Below are 21736 nucleotides of genomic sequence, written 5' to 3'. Positions count from 1 at the left end.
CCCGGCGCCGCGCCACCGGGCGGCGCGGGGTGACTGCCTCCCGCCGCGCCTGCGGCGTCAGCCCTGTAAATCCTTGAGTACCGCCTGTTTGAACTGCGCCATCGGGCAGAACCCGCGGGCATCCACCGGACATCCCGCAATATGTAGAGTGACACGTTGCGGCGGCGCGGAAAGCGACAGCGCACGCGTATTGCGAATTTGCCTGGCGGTGGGATACACATATTCGATTTTCATCAGATCACGATTGTGTCGAGCGTCGTGCCAGCGCTGAAATACCACGGCGCCGCTGATGGGGGTGCGTTCAAACTGGCCCGGCAGTTGATAATCGCCGGTGCGCAGCGCCGCCAGGAGCGAGGCGATATTGGAATCATGACCTGCCAGCACCGTCAGCTTCGCCCGCTGAGCGGCCTGTTGATTGGCATCCGCCGCCGGCTGGACATCCAAGGCGCCGGCGATAAAGCCCAGCAGGGGCTTGGCCGCATTGGCGGCGATGGCCGGCGAGCCGAACAGCGTTTCGTGGTACAGGTTTTTAATTGTCTCCAACTGCCGCCATTGCTTATCGGTGGTCACTTTGCCCCAGGCGACATCCTTAAGCGGAAAGCCTTCATAATATTGCAGCATAAACGCATCGGTGGCGCCGGTGGCGGTGCGCAGCGGGCCGTTGATGCCCGGTTCCCTGCCGGTGGTCAGCGTCACCGACGACGGTTGTGCGGCAAGATCACAGGTATGGTCCCGCAGGCAGACCGTGCTTTGCCGATAATCCAATACGGTTTCCAGCAGGCGGTAGTTCGGCTGCAGCCGCTGGTTCAGGCCGTCGATGCCGCCGTCCCCCGCGTGCCGGTTAACCGATTCCAGCGCGTTTTGCTTAAAGCTATCGGTCACCTCGGCGGTGATGATCGGATTAAACGTCGGATCCATGGTGCCGACGGCGGCCTGATGGGTAACGTCAATGCCGCAGGTGGGAAAGGCGCCGGCGATAAATGCTTTTGCGGTATCAATGGTGCGCGGCAGGCTGTTGGCATAGATAAACACCTGCTGGTCCGCGGGGCAACCCTCCCTGGGAAGCAGGCCGGTTTGCGCCAGCCATTGCCGGAAATACCGGCCGACATGTTGTTCCACTTCGCCGCCCTTGGGGGTGAGCAGTCCGCCGTCGGTTTGCCATACCGGCCATTTTTGCGGCGTCGCTTCCGCCAGCGCGTCGCCATAGTTCACCAGCGGCGCGCGGATACCGTGGCGGCTGAGCGCCACCACTTGCTCCAGGGTATAACCCGCGGGGATCCGGGCGTTGTTTTCGGCTGCCCGCAGGGGGGCGGAAGACATGGCACATTGCAGCGCCAGCAGGCCAAGGGCATAACCGGGGAGTGTTCTTTTCATTGATATTTTCCTAAAAAAACCGATGCCAATTATATGCAGGTAAATATATTCTATTGAATATAAAGTATTTTCAGAATAGTCATTAATAAGGAAAATAGAGGGATCGACGTCACACTGCCGGCACCGCCCCTGACAAAAACACAAAAAGTTACTTAAACCGCCATGCTTACCGGCGTGATCCGGTATAAATTAATCTGGTCTATACTCAGGATCGGCAAAGCGTAGGCGCGCTACCACCGGCCCCGCGTTCTGTTATCCATCCCCTCTCTGTTCCCTCCCTGCCGTGCCTGCCGCTGATGCGCGTCGCATTTGTTTAATTTAAACACGGATGTCCATGTTGCGGCGGGCCACGGCGGGGAGATTTTTTTTCGGAGGAATTATGCGTTACAGTACATTCGGCAATACCGGTTTATTTGTTTCCGAGCTCTGCCTGGGCACCATGACCTTTGGCGGCGAGGGCGGCATGTGGGGACAGATCGGCAACCTGCAGCAGGCGGACGCCGAACGGCTTATCGGCCGCTCCCTGGACGCCGGCATCAATTTTATCGATACCGCCAACGTCTATTCGGAAGGCCGGTCGGAAACCATTACCGGCCAGGCCCTGAAAAACCTGAAGGTGGCGCGGGAAGACGTGGTGGTGGCCACCAAGGTCTTCGGCGCCAGCGGCACCCAGGGCGTGAATTCCTCGGGACTGTCGCGCTTTCATATTATGGAGGGCGTGAAGGCCAGCCTGAAGCGCCTGCAGCTTGATCATATCGATCTCTACCAGGTGCACGGCTTCGACCCTGCCACGCCAATCGAGGAAACGCTGTATGCCCTGGATAATCTGGTGCAGCACGGGCATGTGCGTTATATCGGCGTCTCCAACTGGAGCGCGTGGCAGATCATGAAGGCGCTGGGCATCTCCGCGCGCCTGGGATTGGCGAGGTTTGAATCGCTGCAGGCCTACTACACTATCGCCGGCCGGGACCTGGAACGGGAACTGGTGCCGTTGCTGCAAAGCGAGAAGGTCGGCCTGCTGACCTGGAGCCCCTTGGCCGGCGGCTTGCTAAGCGGCAAATACGACCGCCATACCGCCGGGGTGGAAGGCAGCCGCCGCACCACCTTTGATTTTCCGCCGGTTGATAAGGAACGCGCGTATGACTGTATTGACGTCATGCGCGAAATCGGCGATGCCAAAGGGGTGTCGGTGGCGCAGATCGCCCTGGCCTGGCTGCTGCATCAGCCGGTGGTGACCAGCGTTATCATCGGGGCGAAAAAAATCGAGCAGTTGGAAGACAATATCGCCGCCACCGCCATCACCCTGTCGCCGGATGAACTGGCCCGGCTGGATAAGGTCAGCGCCCTGCCGGCGGAATATCCCGGCTGGATGCTGGAGCGCCAGGGCGAGAATCGTCGCAAGCGCCTAAACGAGGCGAATAAAGCCTAGCGCCTCCCGCCTGGTGCAATATTTGCAGGCATCGGCGCGCGGCATATATCAATGCGCCGCGCCGATGCCAGTAAAAGGCGAATGACGGCGTGAAGCGTCTTAGGGAGGTATTTTATTAATTACTTATCTTCACACTACTTTCATTAAAACAAATATAATATTTTTATTTATGGGCTCTGATAATGAAATCACGTCATTTACAGTGTCCCGCTAGGTAATATTGAGGTTCCCCCCTGTTATAATCAATATCCCAAGGTTCTTTAATGTCCGCTGCCGGAGTTAATTATGCCGCAATGTCCCCTTGCCAGCAGAAATTGCATTGGTATTTATCATAATAAAACCGCCATTACCGTTGCGGATCAAAAATATCAGCGTCAAATCATTCGCTATTTATCCGAGCACCCCGGCGACCCGCTTAAACGCGCGCGCGCGGATCTGCTGCTGCAAAGTTTGCTATTTATAACGAATATCACGGCTCATACGTCGACCCGCATTTTGCCGCCGGCGGCGCATAAAAAGAACACACATTCGCCGGTATCGCCGGCTGCCCCGCTCGCCGCTGAACGCCAGACGGGGAACGCCGGCGATCGCCGCCATTATTGGCACGCCAGCCTTATTCTCGCCCGAACCGATGCGAAAGCGGGTGAGGGGGGCATATTGCCCGCCATGGTCAACCCGGCGTGGATAAAATCCGGCGACGCCGAAATGGGGCGCGGTGACGTAATCGCCGGCCGCTCCACGCTCGCGCGGCGCCAGCGTCGGCATGCGGCATTAAAAACCAGGCATGATCATGGCATAAACCTGCGCGGCCCGTCCGGCGTGGATGATCCGGCGGCCAATAAAGTGAAAGCCCAAACCCGCCGGATTACGGCGTGGCTGATAAAAGAACGTCTCGCCGCCGTTGACGATGTCGCCAATCATATTTACCCCTTGATCAACCGATGTATTGATTCTTTACAGGATAATCCCGGCATATTACCCAGCCTGGCCAGGGAACTGAGCAAGCCGTCGGGTGATTTTGGATCATATCGCGCGGAGCTATTATCTGAAAAACAGCAGCAGCGTATTTTCAGCCAGTGGCTGGATGCGGTGGTCTTTAAACCCGGCATCGGCGAGTTTATTGCCCGCGCCCTGGTGTGCGACAGGTCCGGCGACGATGAAAATCCCCCCTCGCGCACGGCCATAAGGCACCTATTTTCCGCCATCGAAGCTGAGCTGGCGGCCCCCGCCACGGCGCAAGAGGACGCGGCTTCCCCGGACGCGGGCCAGGCGTTAAGCCAATCCGCCCAGCGCTATATCCTGGACAATGTGGTCTTTGCCGACATGCCGACCTTGCGGTTTTATAACGAAACCGCGCCTTTTGCCGGCATGGATGTTGGCAGCGTGGAATGGGTCTATTTGCATGCCGGGCTGCGTTATGCCGACAGCCTGGCGCTGGACGGTTCTCTCCTGTCGAAAGAAGAATTGCTCCAGCTAGGGTATTCGCTGGAAGAGATGCTAAGCGCCGCGGTGATTGATGCCGAAGTGTTGTTTTTATTTGACGCGCCGGCCAGGATTTTTTATAGCCGGCAACAAAGGTTGCCGGCGACAGAGCGGCAGGTGGAAAATATCTTCCATGGGACGAATGCCTCCTCTGTTGCCCTCGAGGCGTTCTTTGCCGCCGGCGAAAAATATAAAAACGACCATAATCCGGCGGAAATTTTACTCTCGGCGCTGGGGAAATACCAAACCCGTACCGCATTGTCGCCGGATCTGGCGCAGGCTACGGCGCTGTTCCAGAGTCAAAATGAGGATATTGCCGCTAAATACGCCGTGGTGGACGCATTAATGCTGTCGCGGTTGCTGGAGGATCGGGCGTCGGTGGCGTCTGAATTTATCGCCGGCGCAGCGGTGAGGTTAATATCGGCAAAATTCAGCGCCTTTAAAAGCCTGAAGCATCTCATGGGCGCAAGGCATATTCCCCGACACGCTTATTCCATCGCGCTATTGCCCGAGGTAGACCTGCTGGCCGCGTCCGTGGGGAGCGAAATACGGATTTTTGCCCTGCGACCCTCGCAGGCGGGTTATAGCCTTGAGCGCGTGGATAAGATAACGGCACATTATTATGCGCTGATGACGGACCCCACGACGGCGAGAAAAGATCCGGACTATCAGTTGGAAATTTATGAGAAGGCCGTCAATGCGCCGCTGATGAAAAGTGCCGGCGATACGCTGGGGCCGTTGATCGAAAATTTGGTCATGCGGCATAAGCAGCGGCTGATGGACCAATTGCATCAATTCGGTTTTGAAGAAACGTCATGGGAAAAAACACAAAAGTTCCTGCTGTCACTGGTTCCGTTTCATGATTGCTTAACGGGACTCGAGGAAGGGCGCAGGGAGGCGATCATCCCCTGCCTGACGGACGCGTTTTCCCTGGTTCCCCTGGCTGGGCAGGGCGTGGCGCTATCGGCCCGATTTGCACAACGCGGCGCCATGGGCGGCATAGTTGCCCTGCGCGCCAGCCTCGGCGCCCTGGTTGTGCGCGCGTCATTCAGGGAAACGCTGCGCCGGGCCGGAACGGATGTCGTCCACTTCGCCGTGCTGCCGGCGTCGCGCGAGCTGAACCGCCAGGCCATGATTTCGCTTGGCCTGACGGCCATCAGGGCCATGGATCCCGGCGTTGAACTGGCGGGCTTCGCCGGCGCCCGGACGTTTAAACAGCTGGTCTCCATCGCCGAATTCATGAACGGCCGACTACCGGTATGGCAAAAAATACGCCTGGGGCTTGAACAGCGTCTACCGCCGGTAATGGCGCCGCCCGCTACACCGGTAATAATGGCTCGGCTGGCGGGGCTGGACAAGGAACTGCCGGTGGTAAAACTCGGGGGCGATAAGCTGGCGGGCCAGGACGTTTATGTCCGTTTTAATCCCGAGACCGGCGAAGCCTTCGGCAAAAAATACCAGTTGGCCCTTGGCAATATATTGCAGGCGATACCTTTGCCCATGGCCAAACGGTTGCGAAACATTCTGGAGCAGGGTATGGGCGGGCGGGGCGCGCCGGGGGCGGGGAAAGCATTCGCCGCCGCATCTTCCGGCCAGCCCTATGCCTGGGTCACGGCCCAACACCTGGCGGCATGGGTGGAAAACGCCATCGGTCCATTACCGACCACTACCCTGGCCCTTATCGCGCGGTGGCGCATTTCTGTGCGCCAATGGCGGGGCTATGTAAGCCCGGACGGGGTATTAACGGCCCGGGGGCGCGAGATGTTGCAAAACGCCGCGCCGGTGACATGGCGTCGCATTCTTGACCTGCCGCCTGCTATGCAACAGCGTATCCTGGGTCCTTCCTACCCGGGGACATTAAGCCATACCGGCCTTGCTTCTCCTGCAGCGGATAACGCTCATCGCGTCCTGGCGCTTTTTCCCCGGCAATCCGATTTGCTCCTGGCAAAAGAACATGCCCATTTCAATGACATATGGCATCGATGGGCAGCCGGCGGGAGCAGCCACGAACAGCGCGGCAATGCGGTGGTAACATTGCAGTTCTGCCTGCGAGATAACCTGAAGGAACTTGATTTAAGGGGGTTGGGCCTGAGGTCTTTACCCACGGCATTACCGCCACAGGTGGTGAAACTGAAGCTTAGCCACAATGAGCTGCGACACTTTCAAGGCGTTCCGCTGCCCAATTTAACGCACCTGGATATCAGCCATAATCGTTTTAGCCTGTTACCCCGGGTGCAGGCGGATAAGCTGGAAACCCTTATCGTCCATCACAACCAGTTACAAAAACTTCCCGCCACGCAGGCGCCGAACTTGTCCGAACTTGACGTCAGCTATAACGAGATTAATATGGTCAACCTGATTAGCCATGGGAAATTGATGTCGTTAAAACTTAATAATAATGAATTAACCACGTTACCCGACATTAGCCAGCTGAAATTAAAAAGTCTTTACCTGGACCATAATTTTCTGACCGAGTTGCCCCGGTTACCGGAGACGTTAACTATTTTCAGCGCCGCGAATAATATTTTAGCGCAGGGAATGGCGGTATTACCGCACAAATTAACCAATCTGGATCTTAGCTTTAATTTAATCAACAAAATACCCCAGCAATGGCAGTTCAGCCAGTTGTTGCATCTGAAACTCAATAACAACCAGATAAGTGATATACAGCGGCTATTGCCGCCAACGCTGATTACCTTGTCGGCAAACCACAACTTTATCATGGAACTGCCGCCAACCTGGCCACCTAAAATAAGGTCTATCGGGCTACAGCATAATGATATCACCACGTTGGCAAACACCCACTTCCCGCCCGGGCTGCGGCTGATCAACCTGAACCAAAACCATATCCAGTCCCTGTCTGAAAACTTGCCCGCCGGCATAAAAAAGATTTTCATCGCCGACAATAAATTGAAAGCCATTATGACCAACGTGCCGCGTGACCTGGAGCTTATCGACGTTAGCAAGAATATGATTAAGCAGCGCCCCGCGCATTTGCCCGTCGAGGTGGAATTTATCAATACCCCTTAGCGGCAGGGCGTGCGCCTCTATTTTATCGCGCCCTGCGCTGTTTCCCAGCCCCCGCCCAGCGCCCGGAACAGCATCACCTGATCGTCGGCCAGTTGCGCCTGCGACTGCGCCAGGGCGGCGTCGCTGTCGGCCAGGCTGCGTTCCGCGTCCAGTACATCCAGATAGCCTATTTTGCCGCTGGCGTACAGCCGGCGGGTTTTTTCCGCCACGTCACGGGTTTCTTTACCCGCAGCGCGCAGCGCCTGGTAGCGGTCCAGTTCCCGGGCGTAGTTATTCAGGGCGGTCTCCACTTCCCGCAGCGCGGTCAGGACGGAACCGTCAAAGCGGGCCAGACTGGCTTTTGTGGCCGCCTGGGACTGGGCGATGCGCGCCTGCGCCACGCCATTATTGGGGATCGTCCAGGAAATCAGCGGTCCAAGGCTCCAGCCATAGGTATCTTTTTCGCCGATGCCGTTCATCAAGCCGGCGGAGCTGCCCGCCAGGCCCAGGGTGATTTTGGGATAGAGATCGGCCATCGCCACGCCGACCCGGGCGGTGGCGGCGGCCAACTGACGCTCGTTCTGGCGGATATCCGGACGGCGGCGCAAGAGCGCGGCGCCGTCCCCCATCGGGATAAGCCGGCTGAGGCGGGGCGGCGTCACGCAGTCGGCGACATCACGCGGAAAATCCTGCGGCAGCGACCCGGTAAGGGTGGCCAGACGGTAGAGCGCGTTCTGGCGCTGGGCCAGCAGGGGCGGCAGGGTAGCCGCGAGCTGTTGCAACTGCGCGCGGGCGCGTACGGTATCCAGTTCACCGGTGCGGCCCGCCTGTAGCAGCCGGCCGGTTAACGCCACCGATTGACGCTGCAGGTCGATAGAACGCCGGGCGGTTTGCAGCCGCAGGCCGGTGGCGCAGATCTCGGCATAGGCGCGGGCGGTGTTCGCCGCCACGTTGATTCTGACCAGATCAAGGGCCGCCCGGGCCGCCTCGCTGTCGGCGTTGGCGGCCTCGATGGCGCGCTGGATCTGGCCGAACAAATCCAGCTGATAGGACAAGTTCAGGCCGCTGTCGTAGTGCCAGGCGTTATCCGGCACATAACCCGGCTGCAATTCGGACAGCCCGGACGGATGGCCGTAATAAGGCTTGGCGTTAACGCCGAGCGTGGGATTTTGCGCGCTGCCGGCTTCCCCGAGCAAGGCCTGCTCCCGCTCAAGATTGGCCATGGCGACACGCAGATCGGTATTACGCGCCAGCGCCTGGGCCACCAGGCGGTCAAGCCTGGCATCCCGGTAAAGCTGCCACCAGCGGTCCGGCAGCGGTTGGGCGCTGGCCGGCGCGGCTCCGGCCTGCGTCGGGGCGTCCGTTTTTTCATCCGCCAGCGGCAAGCTGCCGGCGCGGGTGACCAGCGTTGATGCGGGAGCCCGGTAGTCCGGCCCGACCGGTTGTAACGAGCAGGCGTTCAGGCCGGCCAGGGCCAGCACTATGGCGCAGGCCGGCCCGAACGGAAATTTTTGATACCCGGCAATCATGGCTTGCATCGGCATGGCTAGCGTCCTTGCGCGACGGGATGGAGATTAATGATGCCGCTGGACGACCCCGCCACCTCCACGGTAACCGTCTCGCCGGCCACCAGCCGCTGATCCGGCGCTAAAGCGCCGATTTTCACCCGTACGGGGATACGCTGCGCCAGCCTTACCCAGTTAAAGGTCGGGTTCACGCTGGGCAGCAGGTTATCGCCGGTCAGCCGATCGCGTTCGGCAATGCCGGCGGCGATGCTTTCCACCGTACCCTTGAACGGCCCATTGCCGCCCATGGGGATAACCCGGACCGGATCGCCAAGGTGAATGCGCGGCAGCTTGGTTTCCTCAAAATAACCCTCGACGTAAAACGATCCGGTATCCACCAGCGCCATCACCGGTTTGCCGGTGGTGGCATAGCTGCCCTGGCGCAGATCAAGATTGGTCACCATGCCGTCGACCGGCGAACGCACCTGGGCCCGCTGCAGGTTCAGCCGGGCGCTGTCCAGCGCGACCTCGGCCTGGGCCAGGGCGTTTTGCGCCTGGTCGAGCTGGGTGCGGGTGCGTTCCCGTTCCTCCTGCGGGATCAGCGTGCCCAACTGGGCATTGCGCTTGTCCTCGCGCTGGGCCTGGGCGATGGCGATGCGCTGGGAGTTAAGGCCGACTTCCGCCTGCCGCACCGCCAGTTCATAGCGGCTGCGATCCACCACGAATAACAATGCGCCGGCCGCCACGCGCTGGTTATCATGCACCGCCACCTCGGTCACCAGGCCGGAAACATCCGGCGCGATGGGCACCACGTTGGCGCGCACCCGGCCGTCCCGGGTCCAGGGGGCCAGTTCATAATGATCCCATAGCTGCAATACCGCCCAAATGGCCGCCAGCGTCACCAGCAGGGTAATCAATACGCGGATCGCTTGCCGCGAACGTAAGGCAAAAGTGTCGGATTTCATCGTAGGTTATCGCTGCAAAAGATACGTGACATGGGTAATCCCATAAAGTAAAAGGAAATAAACGGCGATATCGAACAAGGCCGGATGCCAGACCCAGCGATAAAAACCGCCCATCGCCAGCAGGCGCCGTACCGCCCAGAATAGCCCCAGCGCGGCCAGTGCCAGCACCATCAGCCAGGGGAAAAAGAGACCATAAAAACTGGCTTCGCCAATCATGGCGCCTCCTCCTTAACGTTCAGGGCGACGGGGGCGTCGGGGAACAGGTTATTGCGCAGCCCCACCAGGGCGGAAATGGCGCTGCGCCACTGCGGGGTGGGTTCCGGCATGTCGAGCATCGTGCCCAGCGCCTGGTCGACGGCGCGATGCAACGACACGGCGGGCAGGTTTTCCGCCGAGCGGAACAACTGGGACAACTGGGCGAGCAGCGCGCCGAAGTCCACCGCCGGAAAATGCCGCCGCGCCTGCTGCAGCGCGATGATATTCACCCCCAGGCGCAGATCGCGCAGGGTTTCCCTGGCGACGCTATGGTGCCGGTTGGTTTCGCCCTGGGCGATGCGCGTCACCAGCAGGCCGATGCGATCGATCATCCTGACGGCAAAAATTTGCAGCTGCTGCGCTTTTACGCCCCTGGCCATCGCCACCAGGTCGCGGCGTATTGCCCGGCGGATACGGCGCGCGCTCCAGTCGGCGCCGACCGAGCGAAATAACCGGGTTACCCGCGCCGCCACGAAGGTTCCCAATAACTGGGCGGTGGTGCTGTTGATAAAGCTGGTGACGTCCGCATGGGCGGTATCATGCAGCGACAGGGTGCCCGCCACGCCGAACAGCAGCGGCAGCGCCACCATAAGCAGGGCCGGGCGGGCGCTGTAGCAGCCCAGCACCAGGAACAGCGGCGCGCATATCAGTACCAGCATGCCGAAGTCATGTACCGCGGGCAGCAGCACCAGAATATAAATCGCCGATATGGGAGCCGACAGGAAGGTGTATTTAAGGAAATTATTGATGGCGGGCACCGGATCGTCCATGACGGCGAAAAAGCTGCAAAACACCGCCGCCATCATGGCCGCGGTGGCGCCGTCGGCCCAGCCGATTTGGATCCAGAACACGCAACACAGGCCGATGGCGATAAAGGCCGCCAGCGACGAAAGCAGCGCCATGCCCAGATCCCGATGCAGCACCCGGTTGCCGACGGCGGCCAGGCGGCGCCTGGGCATGACGCCGAGCCGCATGGCGGTGGCGATATCCTGGCGCAGCACTATGCACTCCTGCCATTTCATCACCAGTTCTTCCAGGTAGCTGACCAGCGAAATGCGCAACGCCCGCGACCACGGGCTGTGATTACCGCCGGATTCCAGCCGTGTTGCCGATTCCCTCAGCGCCAGGCGCTGGTCGTGATACTCCGCCGGGGTGAGCCGGACCTCGACGCCGGCCATTAGCGGTTCGTTGGCCGCCAGCCAGGCGCTGATTTGCCGTTGCACCGCCAGCACATCGGGGCTCCAGCCGCCTTCCGCCCGATACAGCGCCTGCAGGCGATCCTCCACCCCGGAGAGCGTGGGGATCAGTTCCGCCACCCGGTCCTGCATGGTACGCATAGCGCCCGTCGTCCAGGCCAGATTGCCGGTATCAAACGGGATATGGGTGGCCAGCAGCCGCAGTTGGGTAATATCCACCGACAGGCGCAGGCGCGCCGCGGAAGTGGCGCCGTCCTCCCCTGCGGTAGGGGGAAGCGGCGCCGGGGCGGAAAAAATATCCTTCAGCCAGCGCCGGGTATCGGTTAAGGTTTTGTCCAGCAGGCCCATGACGCTGCCCGTCAAGCCTGCCGGCAGCACCACGCTGTGTACCAGGGTGGCGCATAAAATCCCCAGGCAGATTTCCTCCACCCGGGTGATGGCGGTATTAAAGATCAAATCCGGGGACTGTACCGATGGAAAACCGATCAGCGCCGCCGTGTAGCCGGCCAGCATAAAGGCGTAGGAGCGCGGGGTTCTGTCGAGCAGGGAAATAAACAGGCAGACGCTGACCCACAGCGCCATGGCCAGCACCAGCAGCACCGGCGCGTTGGACAGGGCGGGAATGATAAATACCGTGGCGGTGCTGCCGATAAACGTGCCGCACAGGCGGTAGACCGCCTTCGATCGCACCATGCCGGCCAGCGGCTGGCTGACCACATAGACCGTCATCATCGACCAGAAGGTATTGGGCAGCCCGGCGCGGCTGGACAAATAGAGTGCCATCATCGCCGCCGTAAAGCTTTTCAGCGAATAAATCATTTCCGCGCGGGAAAACAGCCTCAAGGCAGGCAACGTCATGGTCATCAGGCCGGCGTGTTGATTAGCGCGTCGTCCAGGGACGAAGATCCGTTGATACCCAGCCGCCGTTCCAGCAGGCAAAAAGTCCGCAGGCATGCGTCAATGTCCGCCTGCGGCACGTCCTCGAACAGCGTGGCGCGAAAGTCGTTCAGCATCGCCTCGATCCGTATCTGGATAGCGCTGCCCGCCGGCGTCAGGTGCAGAACCTTGGCGCGCTTGTCCACCAGGTCGTCCTGGCGCAACACCAGCCCGGCATCCACCAGTTGGTTGAGCGAGCGCACCAGGGAGGGCCCCTCGATCCCTAGTTCTTCCGACAGCCCGCCGGGACGTATCCCTTCGGGATGACGGCCTATCAGCACCAGCGGCCAGGCCATGGCGGAGGAGAGTCCCAGCGGCGCGACCAGTTTATCCGCCTTGGCCCGATAGGCCCGTTGTAGCTGGCCCAGGGCCATGGTCATCGCCATCAGCGCCTGCGCGCGGGTTTTCGGCATAGTCATCGCTATCGTTAGTATGTAATTAGGTAGTTTGCTAACTATATGGTGATCAGGGGCATGCGTCAACGGATCGGCCTCTTTTCGTTATGCAGTCTTTGCCGATTCGGGACTAGGTTTATTACCCATACATAGTGATCATAGCTATCCACTAACGCGTTGTTGCGTACTGATAAGGATGACTACGCCATGCCAGATCCGTTATTAACCGGCCATGTATTGGGAGAGGCGGCCTGCCTGCACGCCGTTGATGATGGGCCGCCGGAAACGCCTCGCTTTTCGCTTGATCATTTTATCCTGAAGACCTATGTGCAGCCCTGCCGCTACGGCGCATATCGCCTTTATCACGGCATGCGCTGGTTTGAACATGCCGATACCGCTTCCCTTAGCGCGCGCATCCATTTTACCCGCTGTCTGGTCGATCGCATCATTGCCATGGACTTGCCCAGGCAACAGCCGCTAACCCTGATTTCACTGGGTGCCGGCGGACTTTTGGCGGAATATGTCATCAGCCGGTTATTAACCGATAAGGGATTTACGCATCTTCGCTGGCGCTGCATCGACGTTATGTATGCCCATGAGGATTTTGCCGACGCCATCAGGGTTTTCCGTGAATGCACCGGCTCTTGCATCGAGACTTTTTCCACCGAGCGGGCGTATCTTGATCCTATGGCGGGCGCGGGGGCTTGGGCGGCAGGCGACAGGGACGACGGCGCCGCCATTGTGCTGTCCATGGCGCCGCCGGCGATAGCGATGAAAGATTTGACGCCGTCGCAGGAAAAACAATTGGCGGGCCAGGTCTGCATGCGCGGGCATATTACCGAAGAGCTGGACGAGGCCAACTGTGTGAATATTATTTTCGCACTAAACAATAATATAGACAGCTATTATCAAGAATTAACGGCTGTGCTCAAAGGCAGTAATAAACTTATCTGGCTTAATTGTATACTAAAATGCTCTGTGAATGACCAAGGGCATTATGATATGGTCTCCAGCGCTGATACATACGCCGATGTCATTTATAACAGGCTGACAACGCAATTACATCAGCTCTGGAAAAGCGCGCGCCCTCGCACCGCCGGGACGCCGGGCGATGCCGTCCCCGTGCTTAGCCTGTCGCAGATCATTATAGCGGCGGGGTTGCTAAGGACACGATGGCCGCCATTAAGGGTCATCCACAAGCTGTTTTTATTCAACGATTATGATATCGCGTTGAGCGGGCTGCGCGCCTTTTTTCGCGACGGCAGCCGGTCAACGTTATTTGCTTCTTTTGAGAATAATACCGCGGAGTTTGCCTAAGCGAGCGGCGATGGCCGGGTTTAGATATAGACCCGCAAATACTCCGTCAGGCACAATATGGCCATGGCCTGGCCGTAGGGCATGGACGTCAGGGGGATCTGGCGGTAATATTCCAGCTCGCTGCCCATCGCCGTGCCGAACGACACATCGGTCAACTCGCCGTCCTGGTTTATGCGGCCGATGACGCCGCGCACCGCGTTTTCCGCCATTGCCCGGTAGCGCGGGTCGATGTAGCGTTTGCGCAGCGCCTTCAGTATGCCATAGGCAAAACCGGCGGTGGCTGAGCTTTCCAGGTACGACTGCGGCTCATCAAGCAGCGTATGCCACAGGCCGCTCTCATCCTGGCATTTTCCCAGGGCGTCGATTTGGCTGGTCAGTACCTCGAGCAAATAGCGGCGCGTGGGGTCCTGTTCCGGCAAATCCAGCAACTCGATAAATTCCGGAATGGCCACCGTCAGCCAGCTGTTGCCGCGCGCCCAGCGCGCCCGGGCAAAATTATGCCGGCCGGCGAAACTCCAGCCGTGAAACCACAGCCCGGTTTCCCGATCCATCAGGTACTGGATATGCAGTAAAAATTGATAGGTTGCTTCCGCCACGAACTCCGGCCGGTTGAGCAATTTGCCGATTTTCGCCAGGGGCAGCACGCTCATCATCAGCGTATCGTCCCACAGCTGCTGATGGTTTTCATTGTTATAGACGATATGCTGCAACCCGTTTTTTTCGGTGCGCGGCATCTCGTACATCACCCATTCCGCCCAGCGCTCCAGGTAAGGGCGCCAGGCTGGATTGCCGGTATCCTCATAGCGGTAGGCCAGGGTCAGCAGCGGACACACCGTGTTCACGTTTTTGGTGGGCGTGCCCTCCGCCAGCCTGGCGGCGAACCAGTCGTCGATAATCCCCCGCATCCGGTCGTCGCCGGTTTGCTGGTAGTATTGATAAATGCCGTACAGGCCGATGCCGTGCGTCCATTCCCACCCGGCCCATCCCTTGGTGTCGATGACCCGTCCGTCGTCGAGGCGCAGTAAAAACTCGCCGGTGCGATCCTCGATATTGATCAGGTTATCGGTCACTTTGCCGATCAACCCTTTTAACCGGTCGCGGGGTAACAGATATTCAGGCTGCCGGAGCAACGGGCTGTGTTTTACGCTAAAGATAGTCATGTATGTCGTCCTGCCGATGTCTTTATAGATAGATTAAATCAGGTGCCCGGTGGGCGCGGCTTTTTCCGGCGCGCCTTTATGGCGGTTAAGGTAGCCGATGTTGTTATTGCCCCACAGCGATTCGTATTTCATGCCGGTCAGCGTCTCCACGGTGGCCCGTGCCTCCGGCGTGATCTGCTGCGGCAGCGGATGATTGGCCGCGCGCATTTTTTGCGTTTCCAGCTGCAGGATGCGGTGGGTTTTCAGGTTCAGCTTAAAGCGCAGGGAAATAATGAAACCCGCGGTCAGCACCAGCACCGTGCCGATGCACAGGATGGCCAGGATGGCGTGGCTTACCTGCGGCAACTGCACTTTCTGCCCGGAAACGAACCCCGACAGCTGCAGGAACACCCCCACCAGCATGACAGCCCCGGCCTGGGACGCCTTGCGCGTCAGCGTCATGATGCCGGCGAAGATGCCCTCGCGCCGCTGGGCGGTGATCGCCTCGTCCACATCGGCGATATAGGTGTAGATATTCCAGGGCACATAGTTGATGCCGCCCCGGCCAAGGCCGGCCACGGCCGATACCAGCAGCAGCAGCGAGAACGTGTCGCTCAGGCCGGCGTAGTACAGCACGCCGTAGGAGAGCGCGCTCAGGCCGAACAGGGTGACCACCAGCCGGTAGGACGGCGCCGGTCCGAAGCGGATGCACAGCGGGATCATGCCGATCACCGCCACGAACTGCAGGATCGCCATCACCCCCATCAGGTTGGAGGCCACGGTGGCGCTTTGCATCAGCACGAACACCACATAATAGGTAAACACCGCGTTGAACACGTCCTGGGCGATGTAGCCGCCGAGGTACAGGCCCAGATGCTGGCGAAAAATGCGCACGCGCAGCGTGGAGGACAGTTCGATATGCAGGCGCCGCAGGCTTTGTCCCAGGGTCAACTGCTGTTTTTCACGCTCAAGCTTTAATACCGCCTCCGATTTCAGCGCCGCCGGTCGCTCCCAGGTAAACAGGTAGACCAGGGTCAGCACCAGCGCGCAGATCACCGCGAACACCACGCTGGCGTAGAAAAAGGAAATAGCGTTGTCCTTGCCGAAATGCGACAGCAGGATGCCGGGCAAAAAGGCGGCCAGGATGGCGGACAGCTGCGCCAGGGCGATGCGCGCGCCGGAGAACTTGGATTTTTGTTTAAAATCGTCGGTCATTTCCGGCACCAGGGTTTCGTAGGGCACCAGGATCATGGTGTAGACCACGTCAAACAGCAGATAGGTCAGCAGGTAATAACCGTAGCCCATGCCGCCGACCCACATCAGGCAGTAGCTGAACACGCAGGGAATGCCGAGCAGGATAAAAAACTTACGGCGGCCGAAGCGCTTGCCCAGCCAGGTGCCGCCGAAGTTATCGGTCAGGTAGCCCATCAGCGGGCTGACCACGGCGTCCAGCACCCGGGCGCAGGCAAAGATAAAGGTGGCCTCGATGGGCGAGAGGCCGCAAAACGTGGTGTAGAAATAAAGCAGCCAGGCGGCGGTCAGGGCGGTGGTGCCCGCGCCCAGGAAATCGCCGGAGCCATAAGCCAGGTATTGCGGTAAACCTATGGAGCGTATTTTCATCGTCATGCTTCCCCGGATAAGGCGTTGACAGGGCATGGTAAAAAACGGTCAACCGACCGTAATCCTCATTGTCGCTGTCAACCCTAGCGCCTGGGGCGGCGAGAAACCTTTCTCCCGTTGCCAGACCCGGTGATTGAATGGCAAAAAAACAAAGAGCGGGGCGATCAAGCTCAAATTTATAAAATTTTATTTCTTTTATTAAGAAACATTGGTTCATTTAATCAGCAAACCCTGTCCGCCGCGGCGCAAACCTACAAAAAAAGATCAGCCACCTCCCGCCAGTCGTTGACCCGGCGATAGCCGCGCGCATGGATATTATGCGGAGCGGTAAACAGGATGCCTTCGCCGACGAAATGCTCAAAATGACGGACATTGTCGTCGATAAGAAAATCGGCGTTGAGGATGCGCTTGTTGCCGCAAAAGACAAAATTCATGGCGCTTAAAAAACCGAAGTGGGTTTGCAGCCAGTTAAACTTGGCGGTAAACGAGGCGGGGAATTCCATGGCGGCGGTAGTGATGAAAACATGGTATTTGCCGCTCAATTCCCGGACCACATCCTGCGCGCCGGCGATCACATCCAGATCGCTGAAAAACGCCGGTTCGCCGATCATCAGGTTGATTTTCTCGCGCAGCGCCGGACGCAATTGCTGAATAGTCTGTCCGGCAAGATCGTTTAAGCCGATATGTTCGCCAAATTCGGCATTAAAATGCCGGATCATTTTGCTGTTGAAATCGGCAATCACCTCATCCATATCTATGGCTATCGTCTGCATGGCTCCTCCGGTTTTTCAGGCCGCGCCGTGCAGCGGCGGGCCGGTATCGTAGAGCACAATACTAGCCCAACAAGCGGGTAATTGGCCACGCTTGTCCCGGCATCACGCGCGCGCTCACTGGAAAAATTGGTTGATAACGCCGACGATCCGGTCCTGCTCTGCCAGGGACATATGATTGTGCAGTGGAATATGGAGCACCGTGGCATGAATGCTGCGGCTGGTAGCGAAACTTATTTTATCTTGGTAGGTTAAGGCAAACTCGTTGGCCCCGTCATACCCTAATATGGGATAATAGATATCAAATTCGATATTCATTATTTTGGCAAAACGTATCAACTCGTCCCGCTTGCCCGCGTTGACCCGGATGGGGAATAAATGCCAGGTGTTGGCCGTTTGTTCGATGGGCAGCGTAATAAATCCGCGATGTTCCAGGAGAGCGAGCTTATTAATATAACGATAAGCCAGGTAAGATCGTTTTAACGCATTCAGGGCAAAAAAAGTTAATTTGGCTAATAACGTCGCCGCCTGGATATTATCCATCCGGCTGTTAAACCCCCAGTTCTGCGCTTTGACGTTTTTTTTACCCTCGCAAAAGCCATGATAGGAAAATTGCCGGGCGCGTTTGGCGATGGCCGAGGAACAGGTCAGCAACGCGCCCGCCTTGCCGAATCCGCCGATGTTTTTAAACGGGTTAAAACTCAGCGTCACCACATCGCCGTAGTTGATGATATCCGGTATGCCGAAACACTGGGCCGCGTCAATGATGACGCGCAGCTCATGATGCCTGGCCTCTTGGGATATGGCGCTCATATTTCTGACGGAGCCGTACAGGCAAACGGCCAGGATGGCCTTGGTGCGCGGGGTGACCAGCCGCGGGATCTCGGTTGGGTTGAGATTGAAACTGGCGTCGATGTTGGCGTAGACCGGCTTTGCCCCGATGGAAAATATGGCGTTTTCCGTGGCCGCGAAAGAGTTGGGCGGCACAATGACTTCGTCGCCCGCACCGACGCCGATGGCCTTCAGCGCAATTTTCAGCGCGTCCGTCCCGCTGCTGGTGGCGATGCATGCCGTCGCCCGGTAAGACGCCGCCAGCCGTTTTTCCAGCCGGGTGATAAAGTCGCCGCTGGTGAACTGGCCTGACGCCACCACTTTTTCCATTTCTTCCAGGCAAGCCGCCCGCTCTTTGTCCGAATTAAGCCGGGTGAAGGGGAGGAATGGAATAGGGGCGCCGCTGTCGTATTTGGCTTCGTTATTAATAATACTGATTAAGCCGTCGCTTTCCATAGGTAAATGGGTTGCCCGTGCGTTGAATTTTCCAGTCTTTAATAATTCAAGTGCGTGATGATTAATATCGATAATGTTAAGCATATAGCTTATTCTTCCTTGATGGCCGGGAGAATAACTTATGCCATTAATGTAAAAAAATCATCATAAAGTTAAAATTTTAACGTTATTTTTCGCTCAATGATTTAGCATTAATATACTTAATTATTTGCAATAAATATTATGTTTTTAATATCCATGCGCCGCTTTTCGTTTCCCCGGCCATAGCGGCGGGCGCATCACGTTGGCGGCTTTCGGTACTCCGTATCGGAAATGACCCGCGCCACCTGGGCCAGCGGTCCGATTTTCACCGTGCTCCTGCGCCCGAGCTTGCTTTTGTCCATCAGCAACAGCGACTGCGTGGCCTTGTTGAGCATCAAGGTCTTGTAATCGGCGTTGATCGCGTTCGAATCCCACATGATATCGTCATTATCAATGCCTTCGCAGGAAAAAATAAACAGGTCGATATCAAGGTGCCTGACAATGGAAAACAGCGCTGGATTGACGTAACAGGCATATTTACGCTGCAACGTGCCGCCGGAGCTGACCAGCGTAATATGGGATTTCTTTTCCAGCTCGCTGCACACCCGGACGCTATTGGTAAACACGGTTAGGGGGATGTCCGGCAGCTTTTTGGCCAGGTACCAGCACGTGGTGCTGGCATCCAGGGCAATCACCATATCCTCGTCAACCCAGGTCAGGGCCTGGCCGGCGATATCAGCCTTGCTGTTTAAATGGCTTTTGACGCGGGCATTAAACGAGTCGCCGCTGTCGGGTTTGCCGCGCGCAATGCCTTTGGCCCGGCCATGTTGACGGATGATCAGGCCCTGGTCCTGCAGGCTGTTGAAATCCCGGCGGATGGTTTCCTTGCTGACGTCGAACCACGCCGCCAGTTCATCCACCTTCAGGACCTCCTGTTGGGATATTAACGCCAGGATATCTTGCTGCCGCGTTGATTTCATCTTGCCCTCCCGCTTACCCGATGTCCCGCTTCCGGCGCCCCAAGCCAGGGTGTGAAAGCGGTTGTCGGCATAAGATACGGCAACGGATGGTCAAAATATGGGCGTTACCCCTTTTTTTAATAAGATATTACCGTATTTTGCCCGCTCGCCGGTCATGACGATGGCGAACGCCCGCCGGGCGCGCTCGTAAAAAGCAAACCGGTCGATGCGCGTCACCGGCAGGCGTTCGCCCGCGCCAAACAAGGCCTGCAGGTAGCGGTTTTCCACCGCCGGGTCCAGTTCATCCCCTGCGCCGGGCATCATCATCACCAGCGGCGGCGCATAGCTGTCCAGCTGGAACAGCGGGATCACCGCCGCCAGCAGCGGTCCGATGTCCAGCCCGTCGGCGCGCAGCACCTGCGGGCCGAGGGAATGCCCCGGAAAATGCGCATCGGCGAAAACAATCTCGTCGCCATGGCCCATTTCGGCCAGCGTTTTTAGCAGCGACGGCGAGATAAGCGGGGATATCAGTTTTAACATACATGCACTCCAGTTCGAGGGGATGGGAGCCCGGTCGGGGGCCACTTAATATCGGCATAGTCGCCGCCGGGCCTGAACCATTGATAGCGATAGCCGACCAGGGCGCGGGCATCTTCCGGCGACGGAACATAACCGATGCCGCTCCAGATAAACATCGAGGCGCCCAATACCGTGGTTTCCGCCTCGTCCATCACTTTGATCGGCACCTGCAGCAGGTCGGCCTTGATTTGGTTCCACAGGGCATTGCGACCGCCGCCGCCCACCAGCGTCAGTTCACTGACGGTGAAATGTCCTATTTGCGCTAATAATGCCAGATTATCGCGCAGGGTCACGGCCAGTCCTTCCAGCGCGGCGCGATAAATATGGCCGCGCCGCGCCGCCAGCGCAAGTCCCTGCCAGCTTGCCAGTCCCGCCCCCGCCGCCAGCAGGGAACCGCTCATCCTGACGCCGTCCGCCCCCGGCGGCACCTCGCGCGCCTCGCGAATCATCGCCTGATAGACTTTGCTGGCCGGCGTTGCCGACCAGCAAAGCTCGCGCACCCACTCCAGTACGCCGGAGGCCAGCCATTGCAGGCCGGGATTAAACAGGCCGGCGCAGCTGTCCAACTCGCAGGTGGACCCGGCGATACGCGGCAGTATGCCGGTGTCCACCCGCCGGCTGCGTACCATCAGTATTTCCCAGGTGCCGGAGGACAGCACCGGCTGGTCCAGCCCGGCCCCCGACCCGAACAGGGCAAACTGCGTGTCATGCCCGGCGGCGATCACCGGCAGGCCCGGCGGCAGCCCAAGCCTGGCGGCGGCGGCGGGCAGCAGCGCGCCGATGATATCGCCGGCGTTCACCAGCGGTGGAAACAGCGCGGCGTCCAGGCCGACGGCCGCCAGTATCCGCGCGCTAAAGCATTCGCGCCCGACATCCAGCAGCTGGCTGGTGCCGGCCATGGTGCGATCGGTGGTGAACGCGCCGGTCAGACGGTGGTTGATAAGCGACGAGATAAACAGCCAGGCGCGGGCCTTCGCCAGCAATGCGGGATGATGCTGTTTCAGCCAGATAAGTTTATACAGGGTATTAAAACTGAACTGGCCGACGCCCGATATCGCCTGTAATTCCGCCGGGCTGATATAGCGGGCGATATCGGCCATCACCGGCGCGGTGCGCGGACACTTCCAGCTGATAACCGGATACAGCAAGGCGCCTTGCGCATCCACCAGCGCGCCGTCGACGCCAAAGGTGGTCACGGCCAGGCCGCGCACCCGGCATGACGCCAGTTCGGCCGCCAGGCGGCGGGAGCACTGGCTGAAGCCGTCCATAATGCTGTCCAGCGACCAGGTTTGCCAGTCGGGGTTCTCCGCCGCCGGCAGGCTGGCGTTCGGCATAACCGCCTTGGCGACCGTCCGGCCGTCCGGGGCCATGGCGATCGCCCGGATATTGGTGGCGCCGCAGTCCAGTACGATAACCACATCTTGCTTCATACCGTCTCCCCACTCGCGTCAAGGGGCGGGGCCGGCAATCCCGCGATAGCGCCGGGATCCGGCCGCGC

The 21736-nt window shown here is 58.8% G+C and carries 16 protein-coding genes; 3 read left to right on the top strand and 13 right to left on the bottom strand.

Features of this window, described 5'->3' with window-relative positions; all coding sequences use genetic code 11:
• Positions 1-57: 57 nt before the first annotated feature.
• Positions 58-1374 carry a bifunctional glucose-1-phosphatase/inositol phosphatase gene (gene agp / locus ACL2XG_RS13040; protein WP_413722016.1) on the bottom strand — a complete coding sequence of 439 codons (1317 nt, stop codon included), beginning with the start codon at positions 1372-1374 and terminating at the stop codon, positions 58-60.
• 379 nt (positions 1375-1753) lie between these two features.
• On the opposite strand from agp, the gene ACL2XG_RS13035 reads away from it, so the two are divergent.
• On the top strand, positions 1754-2803 hold the full coding sequence (locus tag ACL2XG_RS13035) for an aldo/keto reductase (RefSeq protein WP_410012308.1): 1050 nt from the start codon (positions 1754-1756) through the stop codon (positions 2801-2803).
• 285 nt (positions 2804-3088) lie between these two features.
• Positions 3089-7315, top strand: coding sequence for a hypothetical protein (locus ACL2XG_RS13030; RefSeq protein WP_413722017.1), 4227 nt, complete (start codon positions 3089-3091; stop codon positions 7313-7315).
• 17 nt (positions 7316-7332) lie between these two features.
• Here the strand turns inward: ACL2XG_RS13030 and ACL2XG_RS13025 are convergent, their stop codons facing one another.
• From ACL2XG_RS13025 to ACL2XG_RS13005, 5 genes are read right to left on the bottom strand one after another with little or no spacing between them, the layout of a single operon-like run.
• Positions 7333-8838 carry an efflux transporter outer membrane subunit gene (locus ACL2XG_RS13025; RefSeq protein ID WP_413722018.1) on the bottom strand — a complete coding sequence of 502 codons (1506 nt, stop codon included), beginning with the start codon at positions 8836-8838 and terminating at the stop codon, positions 7333-7335.
• A 2-nt stretch (positions 8839-8840) separates the two neighbouring features.
• Entirely contained in the window at positions 8841-9764 is a 924-nt protein-coding gene (locus ACL2XG_RS13020) for an efflux RND transporter periplasmic adaptor subunit (RefSeq protein WP_410012305.1), read from the bottom strand.
• A 6-nt stretch (positions 9765-9770) separates the two neighbouring features.
• A complete protein-coding gene (locus ACL2XG_RS13015; protein ID WP_410012304.1) occupies positions 9771-9980 on the bottom strand; it encodes a DUF1656 domain-containing protein in 210 nt (69 codons plus the stop codon).
• Positions 9977-12073 (bottom strand): FUSC family protein, encoded by a 2097-nt coding sequence (locus ACL2XG_RS13010; RefSeq protein ID WP_413722019.1) that lies wholly within the window; start codon positions 12071-12073, stop codon positions 9977-9979. Before ACL2XG_RS13010 ends, ACL2XG_RS13015 begins: the two co-directional genes overlap by 4 nt.
• A 5-nt stretch (positions 12074-12078) precedes the next feature.
• Positions 12079-12564: a MarR family winged helix-turn-helix transcriptional regulator gene (locus ACL2XG_RS13005; protein WP_410012302.1), complete on the bottom strand. Its 486-nt coding sequence runs from the start codon at positions 12562-12564 to the stop codon at positions 12079-12081.
• Positions 12565-12753: 189 nt separating this feature from the next.
• Here ACL2XG_RS13005 and ACL2XG_RS13000 point away from each other — a divergent pair, with 189 nt between their 5' ends.
• Complete coding sequence (locus ACL2XG_RS13000) at positions 12754-13863, top strand: hypothetical protein (protein WP_413722020.1); 1110 nt, start codon at positions 12754-12756, stop codon at positions 13861-13863.
• A 20-nt stretch (positions 13864-13883) separates the two neighbouring features.
• On the opposite strand, the gene ACL2XG_RS12995 is transcribed toward ACL2XG_RS13000, so the two are convergent.
• The 7 genes from ACL2XG_RS12995 to fucK form a co-directional block, all read right to left on the bottom strand.
• Positions 13884-15023 (bottom strand): glycoside hydrolase family 88/105 protein, encoded by a 1140-nt coding sequence (locus ACL2XG_RS12995; RefSeq protein ID WP_413722021.1) that lies wholly within the window; start codon positions 15021-15023, stop codon positions 13884-13886.
• Between the two features lie 33 nt (positions 15024-15056).
• A complete protein-coding gene (locus ACL2XG_RS12990; protein ID WP_410012298.1) occupies positions 15057-16622 on the bottom strand; it encodes an MFS transporter in 1566 nt (521 codons plus the stop codon).
• Positions 16623-16873: 251 nt separating this feature from the next.
• Positions 16874-17395, bottom strand: a complete 522-nt coding sequence (locus ACL2XG_RS12985; RefSeq protein ID WP_413722022.1) for a 5' nucleotidase, NT5C type — start codon at positions 17393-17395, stop codon at positions 16874-16876.
• 114 nt (positions 17396-17509) lie between these two features.
• Positions 17510-18763, bottom strand: coding sequence for a DegT/DnrJ/EryC1/StrS family aminotransferase (locus ACL2XG_RS12980; protein ID WP_413722023.1), 1254 nt, complete (start codon positions 18761-18763; stop codon positions 17510-17512).
• Positions 18764-18957: 194 nt separating this feature from the next.
• On the bottom strand, positions 18958-19680 hold the full coding sequence (gene fucR, locus ACL2XG_RS12975) for an L-fucose operon activator (protein WP_413722024.1): 723 nt from the start codon (positions 19678-19680) through the stop codon (positions 18958-18960).
• A gap of 90 nt (positions 19681-19770) precedes the next feature.
• On the bottom strand, positions 19771-20199 hold the full coding sequence (gene fucU / locus ACL2XG_RS12970) for an L-fucose mutarotase (protein WP_410012292.1): 429 nt from the start codon (positions 20197-20199) through the stop codon (positions 19771-19773).
• Complete coding sequence (fucK, locus tag ACL2XG_RS12965; RefSeq protein WP_413722025.1) at positions 20193-21668, bottom strand: L-fuculokinase; 1476 nt, start codon at positions 21666-21668, stop codon at positions 20193-20195. Before fucK ends, fucU begins: the two co-directional genes overlap by 7 nt.
• Positions 21669-21736 lie beyond the last annotated feature (68 nt).

The organism is Sodalis sp. RH24 (assembly GCF_047324145.1).
GTDB lineage: Bacteria > Pseudomonadota > Gammaproteobacteria > Enterobacterales > Enterobacteriaceae > Acerihabitans.
The sequence above is the reverse complement of the archived record's forward strand: the minus strand, read 5'-3'. Positions and strand labels throughout refer to the sequence as shown.

Coding starts and splice junctions, on each gene's coding strand:
- ACL2XG_RS13025 (WP_413722018.1), bottom strand. CDS start 8,838: ATGCCGATGCAAGCCATGATTGCCGGGTATCAAAAATTTCCGTTCGGG.
- fucU (WP_410012292.1), bottom strand. CDS start 20,199: ATGTTAAAACTGATATCCCCGCTTATCTCGCCGTCGCTGCTAAAAACG.
- ACL2XG_RS13010 (WP_413722019.1), bottom strand. CDS start 12,073: ATGACGTTGCCTGCCTTGAGGCTGTTTTCCCGCGCGGAAATGATTTAT.
- ACL2XG_RS13005 (WP_410012302.1), bottom strand. CDS start 12,564: ATGCCGAAAACCCGCGCGCAGGCGCTGATGGCGATGACCATGGCCCTG.
- ACL2XG_RS13020 (WP_410012305.1), bottom strand. CDS start 9,764: ATGAAATCCGACACTTTTGCCTTACGTTCGCGGCAAGCGATCCGCGTA.
- ACL2XG_RS13035 (WP_410012308.1), top strand. CDS start 1,754: ATGCGTTACAGTACATTCGGCAATACCGGTTTATTTGTTTCCGAGCTC.
- ACL2XG_RS13015 (WP_410012304.1), bottom strand. CDS start 9,980: ATGATTGGCGAAGCCAGTTTTTATGGTCTCTTTTTCCCCTGGCTGATG.
- ACL2XG_RS13030 (WP_413722017.1), top strand. CDS start 3,089: ATGCCGCAATGTCCCCTTGCCAGCAGAAATTGCATTGGTATTTATCAT.
- ACL2XG_RS13000 (WP_413722020.1), top strand. CDS start 12,754: ATGCCAGATCCGTTATTAACCGGCCATGTATTGGGAGAGGCGGCCTGC.
- ACL2XG_RS12990 (WP_410012298.1), bottom strand. CDS start 16,622: ATGAAAATACGCTCCATAGGTTTACCGCAATACCTGGCTTATGGCTCC.
- fucK (WP_413722025.1), bottom strand. CDS start 21,668: ATGAAGCAAGATGTGGTTATCGTACTGGACTGCGGCGCCACCAATATC.
- ACL2XG_RS12980 (WP_413722023.1), bottom strand. CDS start 18,763: ATGCTTAACATTATCGATATTAATCATCACGCACTTGAATTATTAAAG.
- agp (WP_413722016.1), bottom strand. CDS start 1,374: ATGAAAAGAACACTCCCCGGTTATGCCCTTGGCCTGCTGGCGCTGCAA.
- fucR (WP_413722024.1), bottom strand. CDS start 19,680: ATGAAATCAACGCGGCAGCAAGATATCCTGGCGTTAATATCCCAACAG.
- ACL2XG_RS12985 (WP_413722022.1), bottom strand. CDS start 17,395: ATGCAGACGATAGCCATAGATATGGATGAGGTGATTGCCGATTTCAAC.
- ACL2XG_RS12995 (WP_413722021.1), bottom strand. CDS start 15,023: ATGACTATCTTTAGCGTAAAACACAGCCCGTTGCTCCGGCAGCCTGAA.